Origin of the sequence: Mesorhizobium sp. ES1-4, assembly GCF_020164745.1 — a bacterium.
Lineage (GTDB): Bacteria > Pseudomonadota > Alphaproteobacteria > Rhizobiales > Rhizobiaceae > Mesorhizobium.
In genome coordinates, this window is the sequence record NZ_JAIUGV010000006.1 from 194,736 (window position 1) to 208,686 (window position 13,951).

11 protein-coding genes are annotated in these 13,951 nt (G+C 63.9%); 7 read left to right on the forward strand and 4 right to left on the reverse strand.

Translation table 11 applies throughout. The annotated features are described in order from the left end of the window. The first annotated feature begins 22 nt into the window (after positions 1 to 22). Positions 23 to 1,036, forward strand: coding sequence for a type II secretion system F family protein (locus LB556_RS13640; RefSeq protein ID WP_224567806.1), 1,014 nt, complete (start codon positions 23 to 25; stop codon positions 1,034 to 1,036). 9 nt (positions 1,037 to 1,045) lie between these two features. Continuing rightward, positions 1,046 to 2,071 carry a type II secretion system F family protein gene (locus LB556_RS13645; RefSeq protein ID WP_224567808.1) on the forward strand — a complete coding sequence of 342 codons (1,026 nt, stop codon included), beginning with the start codon at positions 1,046 to 1,048 and terminating at the stop codon, positions 2,069 to 2,071. Between the two features lie 87 nt (positions 2,072 to 2,158). Here the strand turns inward: LB556_RS13645 and LB556_RS13650 are convergent, their stop codons facing one another. Continuing rightward, positions 2,159 to 2,989, reverse strand: coding sequence for a tetratricopeptide repeat protein (locus LB556_RS13650; RefSeq protein ID WP_224567810.1), 831 nt, complete (start codon positions 2,987 to 2,989; stop codon positions 2,159 to 2,161). A gap of 126 nt (positions 2,990 to 3,115) precedes the next feature. On the opposite strand from LB556_RS13650, the gene LB556_RS13655 reads away from it, so the two are divergent. From LB556_RS13655 to pdeM, 5 genes are all read left to right on the forward strand, one after another. Then, a complete protein-coding gene (locus tag LB556_RS13655; protein ID WP_224567812.1) occupies positions 3,116 to 4,480 on the forward strand; it encodes a leucyl aminopeptidase family protein in 1,365 nt (454 codons plus the stop codon). Between the two features lie 71 nt (positions 4,481 to 4,551). Further along, positions 4,552 to 4,902, forward strand: a complete 351-nt coding sequence (locus LB556_RS13660; protein ID WP_140507608.1) for a MarR family winged helix-turn-helix transcriptional regulator — start codon at positions 4,552 to 4,554, stop codon at positions 4,900 to 4,902. A gap of 31 nt (positions 4,903 to 4,933) precedes the next feature. Next, a complete protein-coding gene (locus tag LB556_RS13665) occupies positions 4,934 to 5,794 on the forward strand; it encodes an NlpC/P60 family protein (protein ID WP_224567814.1) in 861 nt (286 codons plus the stop codon). Positions 5,795 to 5,862: 68 nt separating this feature from the next. Continuing rightward, the gene (locus tag LB556_RS13670) at positions 5,863 to 8,397 is read left to right on the forward strand and encodes a ligase-associated DNA damage response DEXH box helicase (RefSeq protein WP_224567816.1); all 2,535 of its coding nucleotides are present in this window, start codon (positions 5,863 to 5,865) and stop codon (positions 8,395 to 8,397) included. Then, positions 8,394 to 9,110 (forward strand): ligase-associated DNA damage response endonuclease PdeM, encoded by a 717-nt coding sequence (pdeM, locus tag LB556_RS13675; protein ID WP_224567818.1) that lies wholly within the window; start codon positions 8,394 to 8,396, stop codon positions 9,108 to 9,110. The genes LB556_RS13670 and pdeM overlap by 4 nt, the downstream gene beginning before the upstream one ends. 3 nt (positions 9,111 to 9,113) lie before the next feature. On the opposite strand, the gene LB556_RS13680 is transcribed toward pdeM, so the two are convergent. From LB556_RS13680 to LB556_RS13690, 3 genes are read right to left on the reverse strand one after another with little or no spacing between them, the layout of a single operon-like run. Continuing rightward, complete coding sequence (locus LB556_RS13680) at positions 9,114 to 10,049, reverse strand: dimethyl sulfoxide reductase anchor subunit family protein (protein ID WP_224567820.1); 936 nt, start codon at positions 10,047 to 10,049, stop codon at positions 9,114 to 9,116. A gap of 6 nt (positions 10,050 to 10,055) precedes the next feature. Continuing rightward, entirely contained in the window at positions 10,056 to 10,790 is a 735-nt protein-coding gene (locus LB556_RS13685; RefSeq protein ID WP_224567822.1) for a 4Fe-4S dicluster domain-containing protein, read from the reverse strand. Further along, positions 10,787 to 13,717 carry a molybdopterin oxidoreductase family protein gene (locus LB556_RS13690; RefSeq protein WP_224567824.1) on the reverse strand — a complete coding sequence of 977 codons (2,931 nt, stop codon included), beginning with the start codon at positions 13,715 to 13,717 and terminating at the stop codon, positions 10,787 to 10,789. The genes LB556_RS13685 and LB556_RS13690 overlap by 4 nt, the downstream gene beginning before the upstream one ends. Positions 13,718 to 13,951: the final 234 nt, after the last annotated feature.

Here is a 13,951-nt window from a genome sequence, read left to right on the forward strand (position 1 = left end):
GCAGGCGTGAAGGTTCTGGCCGATGTTTGGAATTGACGGCACCGTATTGGCGTTTGTCGTGCTCGCCGGCTTCAGCGCCGGCGCGGTCGCCTATGCATTCCTGTTCACCCAGATCAGCAATGAGAAGCAGGCCGGAAAGCGGCTGGAAACGATCAAGGCCGCCGAGACCGACCGTTCTGTCGTCAAGGCAACGCGCGATCGGGCAGCGGACGCGGCCAAGCGCCGCAAATCGGTGCAGGATTCGCTGAAGGACCTCGACGAGAAGCAGAAAACCAAGGACACCGCCGTCAAGAAGCCGCCGCTGAAAGTCCAGCTTCGCCAGGCTGGGATGAAGGTGCCGATCGAGCGCTTCTATATCTATTCAGCCATATGCGGCCTCGCGCTGACAATCATTGCATTCGTTGCCGGTGCGCCGATGATCGTCCTGCCCGGTGTGCTGCTCGCCGGAGCACTTGGCCTGCCGCGTTGGTTCGTTTCTTTTCGTCGTACCCGCCGCGTCAAGGCATTCCTCAACGAATTTCCAAACGCGCTCGACATCATCGTGCGGGCGGTCAAGTCCGGCCTGCCGCTGAACGACGCCGTACGCCTGATCGCCAATGAATCTCCTGAACCCGTGAAGACCGAGTTTCGCCGGATAGTCGATTCGCAGCAGATGGGACTGTCGATTCCCGACGCGACCTTGCGCATGCCCGAAACCATGCCATGCACCGAGGCGAGCTTCTTCGGCATCGTCATCCAGATCCAGTCGCAGGCCGGCGGCAATCTTTCCGAGGCGCTGGGCAACCTTTCGCGCGTGTTGCGCGACCGCAAGAAGATGAAGGCCAAGGTCGCGGCGCTGTCGATGGAAGCGAAAGCATCCGCCGCCATCATCGGCGCCTTGCCTTTCATCGTCGCCTTTCTCGTCTATCTCTCCAGTCCCAACTACCTGATGCCGCTGTTCACGACCAGCGTCGGCCATCTGATACTCGGTTTCGCCGCCGTCTGGATGTCGATCGGCATCTTCGTGATGCGCAAGATGATGAACTTTGAAGTCTAGGGCCGTGGCATGACCGAACAAGTCATAAAATCACTGACGGATCCCAGCTTCCTGATTGCGCTGCTGGTCGCCATCGCCGTGTTCGCAACCGTCTTCACGCTGCTGCCGGCCTTTGGCGGAAACCAGCTCAAGGCGCGCATGAAATCGGTCGCGCTGGAGCGTGATGAGCTTCGCGCCAAGCAGCGCGCGCGGCTTGCGACCGAGGCCGATCGCCGCCGCAAGGGTCTGCGCGAGCAACAGTCGGTCGGCATGCGCAACATTGTCGACCGGCTCGATCTGCGGCGTGCGTTGGCCGACGAGGCCACTTTGCAAAAGCTCAAGGTTGCCGGCTTTCGCGGGCAGAATCCGCTGACGCGTTTTCTGTTCTTCCGCCTGGTGCTTCCTTTCGTCGGCTTTGCACTTGGCCTTGCCTATATTTTCGTGCTCGGAGGATTGCCCGACAAGCCGCTGGTGGTCCGGTTGTTCGTCTGCATCCTGGTTGCCTACGGCGGCTTCTACGCGCCGATCCTCTATGTCAACAACCGCGCGACCAAGCGCAAGCAGTCGATCCAGATGGCATGGCCGGATGCGCTCGACCTGATGCTGATCTGCGTGGAGTCCGGCATGTCCGTGGAAGCCGCGCTGCGCAAGGTTGCCGACGAGATCGGCGCGCAGTCGGTGGCCCTGGCGGAGGAATTCATCCTGACCAACGCCGAGCTCTCCTATCTGCAGGAACGCAAGCAGGCTTACGAGAACCTGGCCAGTCGCACAGGGCTGGAGTCGGTCAAATCGGTGTCGCAGGCGCTCGTCCAGGCCGAACGCTACGGCACGCCGGTGGCGCACGCGCTGCGCGTGCTTGCCAGCGAAAGTCGCGACATGCGCATGAACGCCGCCGAGAAAAAGGCGGCTGCCCTGCCGCCCAAACTCACCGTGCCGATGATCTTGTTCTTCCTGCCGGTGCTGTTCGCCATCATCCTTGGGCCAGCTGGCATCCAGGTCAGCCAGCGCGGCATATTCGGCGATCATTCCGGTGGGGCGGCGTCGGCCAGCCGGTAAGCCGACGCAGGATCCGTCAGCGAAAACCAAAAAGCCGCGCTGCAATCGAGCGCGGCTTTTTCAAGATTTGCCGGAAGCTCTTGGAGATCAGTTGGTGGCGGTCTTCGCCGGTTTCGCCTTGTCCTGATCCTTGAGCTGGCTCCAGGCGTTCTGCTGGGCCAGCATCTGCCTGAGATAGGCGACGTTGGCCTGTGCCTGTTCGGGCGAAAGTTCCTGCGAGGCGATCTTCTCGGCTTCGTCGAAACGGCCCTGCAGGCCGACAACGAGCGCCAGGTTCTGGCGCACCCGGCTGTCGGCGTTCGGTTGCTGGGCGGCCGACCGCATATAGGTCTCCGCGGTGCGCAGATCCCCTTCCAGCACATAGGACATGCCGAGATTGGAAAGGATCGAAGGCTCGTTGGGCTTGAGTTCGAGGGCCTTGCGGTAAAGCTGGCGCGCTTCATCCTTCTGGTTGAGCTGGTCAAGTATGGCCCCTTCCGCCGAAACCAGCCTCCAGTCGGGATATTCCGGCGTCTGCGCGCGGCGCACCGCGTCGAGCGCCGCCTCGAATTGGCCGTTGGCGGCCAGCGCCTTGCCATAGGCGGCGAGTACGTCGCGATCCTTGGGATAGGCGATTGCCAGCTTGCGCATCACGGCGAGCGACTGGCCGGCATCCCCGTCCATCTGCAGCGCCGCGGCGAAGTTGGTCGCTATCCGCTTGTCGGTTGGGCTCCGCGCATAGGACTGGCCAAGAGCGGCGGTGGCATTGTGCAGTTCACCCGCCGACATCGTCTCCAACGGTTTGCCGCTGGTGCGTCCGATCGAGCCTGTGCTGAGCTTGTCGGTTCCGCATCCCGCGACGCCTGCCGCGAGCACTAACGCAAAAGCCGTGCTGATGAGCCGCTTTCCCCTGACATTCATCGTGCGGTTGATCGGCATCGGCACCGGCCTCCATTCATGCGCGGCCGTTGCGTGGCCATCTTCCCTCCGGCAGAAATATTCTGTTAACCCTAACGGAGGGTTAAGAAACGCCGACTCGCCCAAGCTCGGCAGGAGAAGCATCGGATGTCCGTGGAACTGGTCGAGAATAAGCTGGAGAATCCGCTGCCGATCCATCTGGTCGCCAGGGACGGTCTCGAGGCGGCCGGTCTGTCGCCATCTGTTGTCGCATGGGCCAAGGCAAATGGCTTTTCCGGCGAAGCCGGCAGGACGCTGGTCGTGCCCGACGACAACGGAGCACTCGGCGGCGCCATGTTCGGTCTTGGTGAGCGCGAGGGCGCGCTCGCCGTCGGCGCGCTGGCGAAGACCTTGCCGGAGGGCGATTGGCATTTCGCGTCCAGGCCGGACGAGCCGGAACTGACGGCTCTTGCAGTCGTGCTCGGCGGTTATGTCTTTACACGCTATGGCAAGAAGCCGGGCAAGGCGCTGCGCTTCGGCTCGCCGCCCGGCGTCGACGTAGAACGTGTTCGTCGTATAGCCGACGGTGTCTTCCTGGCTCGTGACCTGGTCAACACGCCCACCAGCGACATGGGGCCGGACGACCTCGAGAAGGCGGTACGGACTTTGGCGGCAGGATACAAGGCCGACGTCTCGGTCATCAAGGGCGACGATCTGCTCGAACAGAATTTCCCGATGATCCATGCCGTCGGCCGCGCCTCGTCCGGTGCGCCACGCCTGATCGACATGACCTGGGGTCTTGAGAGCGCGCCTAAGTTGACCCTGATTGGCAAGGGTGTCTGCTTCGACACCGGCGGCCTCGACATCAAGCCTTCTTCGGGCATGCTCCTGATGAAGAAGGACATGGGTGGCGCCGCCAACGTGCTTGGGCTGGCCTTGATGATCATGGCGGCTGGTCTCAAGGTGCGGTTGCGGGTGCTGATCCCCGCGGTCGAGAATTCGATTGCCGGCAATGCCTTCAGGCCAGGCGACGTGCTGGCGAGCCGCAAGGGCATCTCGGTCGAGATCGGCAACACGGACGCGGAAGGGAGGTTGGTACTGGGCGATGCGCTGGCGCTTGCCGACGAGGAGCAACCGCAGATGCTGATCGACATGGCGACGTTGACCGGAGCCGCCCGTGTCGCGCTCGGTCCGGATCTGCCGCCCTTCTACACCGATGACGAGGCGCTTGCCTCTGAACTGGCGGCGGCTTCGCTGGCGGTCGAGGATCCGTTGTGGCGCATGCCGCTATGGCGGCCTTATGACGCGAAACTGTCGTCGAGGATCGCCGACATCAACAATGTCACCACGGATGGCTTCGCCGGTTCGATCACGGCCGCACTGTTCCTCAAGCGCTTCGTCGAGAAGACACCGGCCTGGGCGCATTTCGACATCTTCGCCTGGAACCCCGCCGACCGTCCGCACGGCCCTGCCGGCGGCGAGGCACAAGGCATCCGGGCGCTGGAGCGGATCATCTCGACGCGCTACGGCTGATGGTCGCGCGCGGAGCCGGCAAACTGAGCAACTGAAACGGAACCGAAACAATTTGGCGTCATTCTGTCGCGATGTCGATTGCGATGCGCCCGAGCCAGGCTTTGCGACTGTGGCAGCAAGTGATGCTGTCGCAGGTGCGCGAGGACGCGCCCGACCTGACCATGCGCCAGACGGCGATCCTGTTCACAATCTATCTCGATCCGCCGCCGCACACCGTGCGTGGGCTCGCCGCCCGCCTCAACGTCACCAAGCCGGTCATCACGCGCGCGCTCGACACGATGGGCGCGCTGAAACTGGTGTCGCGCCATCGCGACGAACTGGACAAGCGCAATGTTCTGATCAAGCGCACCGTCGAAGGCGCGCTCTTTGTCGAGCGCTTCGGCGATGGTATCATCGCCAAGGCCCACGACCTGCCGATCTGACTGCAGTGCCCATTCAACAGAGTTGCCGATTTTGACCATCCACGACGCTCGTCTTCATGCCTTCCGCTCCGATCTCGCCGATGCCAGGTTGAAAGGAGAGGTCGTTGCCGACCGCTTCGTAGCGGGCCGGCAGGCGCGGATTTCGGTCCCGGTTGCCGATATCCGCAAGGCGCCGAAGCCGGATGCGGGCGTCAACACGCAAGCTCTGTTCGGCGACGATGTCCTGGTTTTCGAGGACAGGGAAGGCTGGGCCTGGATCCAGGCCGAGCGAGACGGCTATGTTGGCTATGTCGCCGACATCATGCTGGGCGGGCGGGACCATGCGTCCACCCACATCGTCTGCGTGCCGCGCACGTTCCTTTACCCCGGCCCCGATCTGCGCTTTCCGATCGCCGGGCAACTATCGATGGGATCGACTGTGACTGTGACTGGTGCCGCCGAAACACGCGGCACGCACTATGCACTGCTGCCCTCCGGTGAAGCCGTGATCGCTGGCCATCTGCGGCCGATCGGCGAAGTCGCCGGCGACTATGTGTCGGTGGCCGAGATGTTTCTCGGCACGCCCTATCTGTGGGGCGGTGTTTCCGGCTTCGGCATCGATTGCTCCGGCCTTGTGCAACTGGCCATGCGCATGGCCGGCAGGGATGTGCTGCGCGATTCCGACATGCAGGCCGGTTCGATAGGCGAGCCGCTTGAGCCGGGCCCTGATCTTTCGGGGTTGCATCGTGGCGACCTGGTGTTCTGGAAAGGTCATGTCGCCATCATGACCGACGCCGAAACCATGATCCACGCCAATGGCCACACCATGCTTGTGTCGCGCGAAGGGCTGAAGGAAGCCATCGCCCGCATCGGCTACCTCTATGGCAGCCCCACGGGGTTCCGGCGGCCGTAAGGTCTTTTCGATCTCCTTTTGTTCCGATTCTGCTTGGCGATCGCCCGCCGCCGCGCTACCTCTGGCGCGTGACAGTTGAGCCGCGCCTTGCCGACCAGAATGCCGCAGTCGTCCTGCCCGAGCCATTCGTAAAATGGTTCGGACAGAAGGGCTGGTCGCCGCGCGCGCATCAGATCGAATTGCTGGCGAAGGCTCAAGCCGGGCAATCGGTGCTGTTGATCGCGCCGACCGGCGCCGGCAAGACGCTGGCCGGATTCCTGCCGTCGCTGACCGAACTGGCCGTCAGGCCGAGGAGGAAGCCGGGCCAGGCGCGGCGCGGCATTCACACGCTGTACATCTCGCCGCTGAAGGCGCTGGCAGTCGATATCGAGCGCAATCTCGGCAAGCCGGTGGAGGAGATCGGCCTGCCGGTCACCATCGAGACGCGCACCGGTGACACGCCTGCCCACAAGCGCCAGCGCCAGAAGCTTGCGCCGCCCGACATCCTGCTCACCACGCCCGAGCAGCTGGCACTGCTGATCGCGGCGGGAGATGCGAGGCGCTTCTTCGAGGATCTGCGCTATGTCGTGCTCGACGAATTGCATTCACTGGTGACGTCGAAGCGCGGCCATCTGCTGGCGCTTGGGCTGGCGCGGCTGCGCGGCTTCGTCCCTGGCCTGCAGACGATCGGCCTGTCGGCCACGGTGGCCGAGCCGGACGAATTGCGGCGCTGGCTGGTCAGCCAGAACCCATCGGGTGGCATGGCCGAATTGATCACCGTGACGGGTGGTACGAAGCCCGAAATCTCGATCCTCGATTCCGAGGAGCGCGTGCCGTGGGCGGGGCACTCGGCGCGCTACGCCACGCCGGAAATCTACCGTGAGATCAAGCGCCACAAGACGACCCTGCTGTTCGTCAACACCCGCAGCCAGGCGGAACTGCTGTTCCAGGAGTTGTGGCGGGTCAACGAGGACACCTTGCCGATCGCCCTGCATCACGGCTCGCTCGACGTCGCCCAGCGCCGGCGCGTCGAGAAGGCGATGAGCGAGAATGCGCTGCGCGCCATCGTCGCCACCTCGACGCTCGATCTCGGCATCGACTGGGGTGACGTCGATCTGGTCGTGCATGTCGGTGCTCCGAAGGGCGCCAGCCGGCTGGCGCAGCGCATCGGCCGTGCCAACCACCGCATGGATGAGCCGTCGAAGGCTATCCTGATCCCGGCCAACCGCTTCGAGGTGCTGGAGTGCCGGGCTGCACTCGACGCCAACTATCTCGGCGCGCAGGATACGCCGCCGCTGGTCGATGGCGGGCTCGACGTGCTGGCGCAGCACGTTCTGGGCTGCGCCTGCGGCGCGCCGTTCCGCGCCGATGACCTGTATGACGAGGTGCGAACGGCGGCACCCTATGCCGGCCTCGATCGGCCGACATTCGACCGTGTCGTCGATTTCGTCGCCACCGGGGGCTACGCGCTGAAAAATTACGAGCGCTATGCCCGTATCCGCCTGAACAAGGACGGGCTGTGGCGGGTATCCAATCCGCGCGTCGCCCAGCAATACAGGCTGAATGTCGGCACCATCATCGAGGTGCCGGCGCTCAACGTGCGTTACGTCAAGGCCGGCAGCAAAGGCTCGGCGTCGCACGGCGGCCGCGTGCTCGGCAAGATCGAGGAGGCGTTCCTCGAAACGCTGACGCATGGCGATACCTTCATGTTCGCCGGCAAGGTGCTGCGCTTCGAAGGCATCCGCGAGAATGAATGCTTCGTCTCGAACGCGCCCGGAAGCGACGCCAAGGTGCCCTATTATGGCGGCGGCAAGTTCCCGCTCTCGACCTACCTGGCCGAACAGGTCCGCATCATGTTGGACGACCCGCAGCGTTGGAAGCAACTGCCTGAACAGGTGGCCGACTGGCTGCGATTCCAGGCAGAGAAATCGGTGCTGCCCAAGCGCGACGATCTGCTGATCGAGACCTTTCCGCGCGGCAATCGCCGCTATCTGGTCGCCTATCCCTTCGAAGGCAGGCTCGCACACCAGACGCTTGGCATGCTGCTCACCCGTCGTCTCGACCGGGCAGGCGCCAGGCCGCTCGGCTTCGTCGCCACCGACTATGCGCTTGCCATATGGTCGCTGGGCGACATGGGCGCGATGTTCAAAGCCGGAAAACCATCACTCGGCGCGCTTTTCGACCAGGACATGCTGGGCGACGATCTCGAAGCCTGGCTGGCCGATAGCTGGCTTCTCAAGCGCACGTTCCGCAATTGCGCGCTGATCTCGGGCCTGATCGAAAAACGCCACCCGGGCCAGGAGAAAAGCGGCCGCCAGGTCACCGTGTCAACCGACCTGATCTATGACGTGCTGCGCAGCCACGAGCCCGACCACATCCTGCTACAGGCGACGCGCGCCGACGCGGCTGCCGGCCTGCTCGATGTCAGCAGACTTGCCGACATGCTCTCGCGCATCCAGGGTCGAATCATGCATAAGAATCTCGAGCAGATCTCGCCGCTGGCGGTGCCGATCATGCTTGAGATCGGCAGGATGCCGGTGAACGGCGAGGCGGATGAAGAACTGCTGATGGATGCAGCGACGCTGGTCGAAGAGGCCATGGGACCCGGGATGGTTGACGAATGAACTTCTCGCTGGCGCGCGCTTCGCTGATCGCCGAGGCCGATCTTGTCAGCATCGCCGGCGAGCGCGCGGTCTGCGATTCGCGCGGCGTGCTCTATTTCCCAGAATTCAGGCTGCTGGTGGTATCCGACCTGCATCTGGAAAAGGGGTCGTCGCTGGCAAGGCGCGGCACGCTGATCCCGCCCTACGATACCGGTGCGACCCTGCTACGGCTGCAGGCCGTCATCTCGGACTACCAGCCATCGGTCGTCATCAGCCTGGGCGATTCCTTCCATGACGGCGGCGGCGCCGAGCGCATGCATCAAAGTTTCCGCGAACGCCTGGAAGCGCTGATGGCCGGGCGGCAATGGTTCTGGGTCGCCGGCAACCATGATCCGGAAGCGCCGGCCGACCTACCCGGCGAGACGGTGCGGGAGCTGGCGATAGGCTCGCTGCTGTTCCGGCACGAGCCGTCGAAGGTGCGGGTCGAGGGCGAAATATCGGGTCACCTCCATCCCTGCGCGCGCATCGTGCAACAAGGGCGCTCGGTTCGCAGGCGCTGCTTTGCCGGCGACGGCGGCCGCATGATCATGCCGGCCTTCGGCGCCTATACCGGCTCGCTCAACGTTCTCGACCGCGCCTATGCCGGCCTGTTTCGGCTGGAGACCCTGATGGCCTATATGCTGGGCGCCCAGCGCATCTTCGCCATCTCCCATTCGATGCTGCGGCCAGGCTGATATCTACCGCCCATAATAGAGCATGACCGTGTGCTTCGCCTCGGCGAAGAAGAGCCAGCGCTCGACCAGCATGCCGGCGAACTGGGCAATCGCCGCAAGCGCCGACAACAGCGCCGCGAAGGGCCACGGCAAGGCGAAGGCGGTAAGCAGAAACAGGATCGGCAAGCCGAAGGCCAGCGCCTGCGCGATCAGGCGCAGCTTCGAGCCGTGTTTGCGCGCGATGCGGAAGCCCATTTCTTTGAGCAGGTAGTTTTCCTCGGTATGCGGCCATTCCAGGGATCGCACCGCGCCGCCGGCAAGGCCTGTCGCGGTATTGGCGGTGGTCTGGATTTCCAGCTGGTCGTTGTGGCGCCAGGTCGACAGCTTCCAGCCCCAGCCAAACAAGGTGAGCAGTACCGAAGCTGCGGGAAGGATGGTTGAGCCGGGGGCAAAACCCTGCAGCAGCGCATTCACAAGCACGCAGCCGCTCATCGCCGAGAAGATGAGATAACCGGGCAAGGTATAGGGGCTGTGCCACTGCGCGACCGGTTTCAGCGAGGCATAGATCATGCCGGTCATGCAGACCGTGACGATGGCGCCGAAGGTGGCGAGAATACCCGCGGCTGCCACCCAGCCATCGAGGCGGCCAAGGAAGATCCAGCCCACGCCGAAAAGGCCCGCGGGAATGAAGGTGGCGACCGAGGCGACACCTTCGCGCGACAGCCACGAACTCCGCCATTGCGAGAACGCCCGCCAGGCCCGCTCGGGCCGGCCGAGATGGCCGGTGGACGACAAAAGGCCGGCCGCGATCAGGCCAAGCGCCAGCCCCATGCCGACGAAGCCCGGCCAGAAATCGGGTGCGATGAGGCCGAGCGGGCCGAGCACGCCGAGCAGCGCCAGCAAGCCGTAGCCGGCGCCGGTGGCTGTGGTGAAGAAGACGACCGAAAAAGCTGGATGCATGGATGGTCAGCTCGAAAGCATGCGGTCGACCCAGCCAAGGAAACCACCCTCGGCCCGTACCGGCTCCAGCGCGGGAGCGGCCACCGATGCGGCACGTTGGGTGTGAGCGCGCGGCGGCAGGTATTTGTTTGTCGGGCGATAGCCGAGTTCGGGCATCAGGTCGACGCCGCCCCGCTCCGCCACCAGTTGCGAAACAGGGGATTGGGAATCGCCGAGATCGCCGAAATGCCGGGCGCTGGTCGGGCAGGCGGCGACGCAGGCCGGCACGCGGTCCCCTTCGTCCAGATTGTCATTGTAGATGCGGTCGACGCAGAGCGTGCATTTCTTCATCACGCCGACATCGGTGTCGAACTCACGCGCGCCATAAGGGCAGGCCCAGCTGCACAGTTTGCAGCCGATGCACTTGTCCTCGTCGACCAGCACGATGCCGTCGGAGGCGCGCTTGTAGGAGGCGCCCGTCGGGCAGACGGTGACGCAGGCCGGCGTCTCGCAATGCAGGCAGGAGCGCGGAAAGTTCACCGTGCGCCCGCCCATCTCGGTGATGTGCTCGTAGCTGTGCACACGGTTGAACCAGACACCGTCGACATGGCCGCCATAGGGGTCGATGTCGGTCAGCGGCGCCATGTGGCCGCCGGTGTTCCATTCCTTGCAGGCGGTGACGCAGGCCTGGCAGCCGACGCAGGTGTCGAGGTCGATGACGAGGCCAAGCTTCTTGCCGCCTGGGCCTGGAAGACAGGTCATTCCGTAGCCTCTCTTGCCTGTCGAAACCCGGCGCCGAAAGTGAGCTTGTCGGGTGAGGGTTCGAAATGCGGTGGCTGTTGAAATCGCTCGAATTGCGGCTCGGTGAAGCCGGTCTCTTCCACCGCGCATTTGGCGATGCGCACGCGCAGATCGAACCACGCCGCCTGTCCGGTGACCGGATCGGAATTCGAATAACGTTTGCCGCTGGCGTCGGCGGAAGTCTGGTCGCCGATGATGTGGTTGAGCAGGAAGCCGCGATTGCTCTCGGCGGCATCGTCCTTCAGCCCCCAGCTGCCGCGCCTTTTGCCGATCGCGTTCCAGGTCCAGACCGTGCTTTCGTTTACCCCGTCGACCAGCTTGATCTGCCCTTTCACCTTGCCGTTGATGCTCTCGATCCACACCCAGTCGTCATCGGCAAGGCCAAGGCCGGCGCCGGTCCGGTGGTGTACGAAAAGCCGGTTCTGGCTGGTGATCTGCCGCAACCACGCGTTTTGCGAACCCCAGGAATGGTACATGTGCATGGGCCGCTGCGTCAGCGCGTGCAGCGGATATTTTTCCAGGTCGACGGACGCTTCCTCGAGCGGCATGTACCAGAACGGCAGCGGGTCCATGTAGGTCTCGATGCGCTGGCGCTCGGACTCCGGGGGCTGCACACGCCCATGGCCGCGCGCCGCCAGCCGAAAGCGCTGCAACGGCTCTGAATAGAGTTGGAAGACGATCGGCTCGGCCTTGGGAATGAAACCCATCTGCAGCGCGAAATCGAGATAGGAGCGGTTGGCCATCTTGTAGTAGCGCTGGTCGTCGGCAAAGTCGTGGTGCCAGAAGCCCCCATTGTCGACATAGCGCTGCAACTGGTCCGGATTGACCTCGCCCTTGCCGATCGACGTCCCGTCCTTGCCGCGCCAGCCGGCCAGCGGGCCGATGCCGGGCGTGCGTTCATGATTGACGATGTAGTCGGCGTAGTCGCTGTACTTCGCCGAACCGTCTCCGTCGACGAAGCCCGGCAAGCCAAGCCGCGCGCCGAGTTCGATCAGCGCCGACTGGAACGGCCTGACGTCGCGGTCGGGCTCGACGACCGGATGGCGGATGGCGTCGCCCGGCCCGTCGGCATGGCTGATCGGCCGGTCGAGCAGGCTGATGCAGTCATGACGCTCGAGATAGGTGGTGTCGGGCAGGACGAGGTCGGCGAACGGCACGGTTTCGGAATAATAGGCATCGGAATAGATGATGAAGGGAATCCTGTAATTGCCTGCTTCATCATGGTCGGTAAGCATGGCCATGGTCTCGACGGTGTTCATCGAGGAATTCCATGCCATGTTCGACATGTACATCATCAGCGTGTCGATCTTGTATGGGTCGCCGGCCCAGGCGTTGCGGATGACAGTGTGCATCAGGCCATGCGCTGCCAGCGGCGAATCCCAGGAATAGGCCTTGTCGATGCGCAGCGGCGTGCCCGCTCCGTCGACCAGCAGATCGTCGGGTCCGCAGACGAAACCGAGCGGCATGCCGTCGAGCGGCGTCATCGGCTTGGTGTCCCTACCCGCCGGCTTCGGACCGGGCGGGGCCGATTTGGGGTAGGGCGGCTTGAAGCGGAAGCCGCCGGGAACATCCACTGTGCCGAGCAGCACCTGCAGCAGATGGATGGCGCGGCAAGTGTGGAAACCGTTTGAATGGGCCGAGATGCCGCGCATGGCGTGCATCGAAACCGGCCGTCCCTTGATCGTCTCGTGCCGGCGCCCGGCCCAGTCGGTCCATGCCACGGGCAGTTCGATCGTCTGTTCGAAGGCGATATGGGCAAGTTCGGCGGCGATCCGGCGGATCGTTCCGGCAGGGATGCCGCAACGCTCCGCGACAGCGTCGGGCGCGCAACTCTCGTCGAGATAACGGTCCGCGATGAGCCGGAAAACCGGCACGCAGCGGCGACCATCGACATCGTAGCTGCCGGTCAGTGCCGGTTTGGCATCGGCATCGGTGGCGCTCACCGGACGCTCCGCCACTCTGTCCCACGCCAGCGGATCGCCGTCTCCGCCGCGCAGAAAAAGTCCATCATCGGCCGCACCTGGCTCCTGGATAACCAGGACATGCGCGTTGGTGTAGCGGAGCAAATAGTCGAGATCGATGCGGCCCGCCTTCAACAATTCGTGGATCAGCGCGAAGACGAACAGGCCGTCGGTGCCCGGCCGGATGCCGATCCAGTCGTCGGCGATCGCGTTGTAGCCGGTCCGGCACGGATTGATCGACACCACCTTGGCGCCGCGCGCCTTGAGCTTGCCCAGCCCGATCTTGATCGGGTTGGAGTCATGGTCCTCGGCGACGCCGAACAGCATGAAGTATTTCGTGTTGTCCCAATCGGGTTCGCCGAACTCCCAGAACGAGCCGCCGATCGTGTAAAGGCCCCCCGCCGCCATGTTCACCGAACAGAAGCCGCCATGGGCGGCGAAGTTGGGCGTGCCAAACTGGCTTGCCCACCAGCCTGTCAAGGATTGCGACTGATCGCGCCCGGTGAAGAAGGCGAGTTTCTTTGGGTCGGTCCGGCGGATATCCGACAGCCGTTCGGTTGCGATCGAGAAGGCTTCCTCCCACTCGATCTCGCGGAATTCACCCGAGCCCCGTGGCCCGCTCCGTAGCAGCGGCTTCTTCAGCCTGGCAGGGCTGTAGTGCTGCATGATCCCTGAACTGCCCTTGCCGCAGATCACGCCGCGATTGACCGGATGGTCCTTGTTGCCGTTGATGTAGCGGATCTTGCCGTCCTTGACGTGCACGTCGATGCCGCATCGGCAGGCGCACATGTAGCAGGTGGTCTTGGCGATGCGGTCGAAAACGCTTGGCGAGGTATCGACGCCGTCACTTTCATCAGGTGCCCGCGTATCGGCAAGTGGGCGTTGCGAGGGGGCTGAATTGGCGCCGCGCGGCGGTCCTTGCGTCATGATCCCGTGGTGTCCTCGCGGCCGGCGGATTTGGCCCGGGTCTTCGGCCCAGGGCCTCGCATGTAATGCTCTTCCGGGTGATATCGATCGCCGGCCAATCGCCGTCGGATGCCGCGGGTCCAATGCGCAAGCAAGGACTTGAACCGCCCGATCATTTTGTCCTTCGCGATCCGCTGGCCAATTTTTTCTAACTTCGACCAAAAAAGTAGAATAAAGCTATCGATGCGTCTAATC

What these genes read in the sequence shown, in the direction of transcription:
- LB556_RS13640 (WP_224567806.1), top strand. Translation starts at nt 23, where the DNA reads ATGTTTGGAATTGACGGCACCGTATTGGCGTTTGTCGTGCTCGCCGGC.
- LB556_RS13645 (WP_224567808.1), top strand. Translation starts at nt 1,046, where the DNA reads ATGACCGAACAAGTCATAAAATCACTGACGGATCCCAGCTTCCTGATT.
- LB556_RS13650 (WP_224567810.1), bottom strand. Translation starts at nt 2,989, where the DNA reads ATGCCGATCAACCGCACGATGAATGTCAGGGGAAAGCGGCTCATCAGC.
- LB556_RS13655 (WP_224567812.1), top strand. Translation starts at nt 3,116, where the DNA reads ATGTCCGTGGAACTGGTCGAGAATAAGCTGGAGAATCCGCTGCCGATC.
- LB556_RS13660 (WP_140507608.1), top strand. Translation starts at nt 4,552, where the DNA reads ATGTCGATTGCGATGCGCCCGAGCCAGGCTTTGCGACTGTGGCAGCAA.
- pdeM (WP_224567818.1), top strand. Translation starts at nt 8,394, where the DNA reads ATGAACTTCTCGCTGGCGCGCGCTTCGCTGATCGCCGAGGCCGATCTT.
- LB556_RS13680 (WP_224567820.1), bottom strand. Translation starts at nt 10,049, where the DNA reads ATGCATCCAGCTTTTTCGGTCGTCTTCTTCACCACAGCCACCGGCGCC.
- LB556_RS13685 (WP_224567822.1), bottom strand. Translation starts at nt 10,790, where the DNA reads ATGACCTGTCTTCCAGGCCCAGGCGGCAAGAAGCTTGGCCTCGTCATC.
- LB556_RS13690 (WP_224567824.1), bottom strand. Translation starts at nt 13,717, where the DNA reads ATGACGCAAGGACCGCCGCGCGGCGCCAATTCAGCCCCCTCGCAACGC.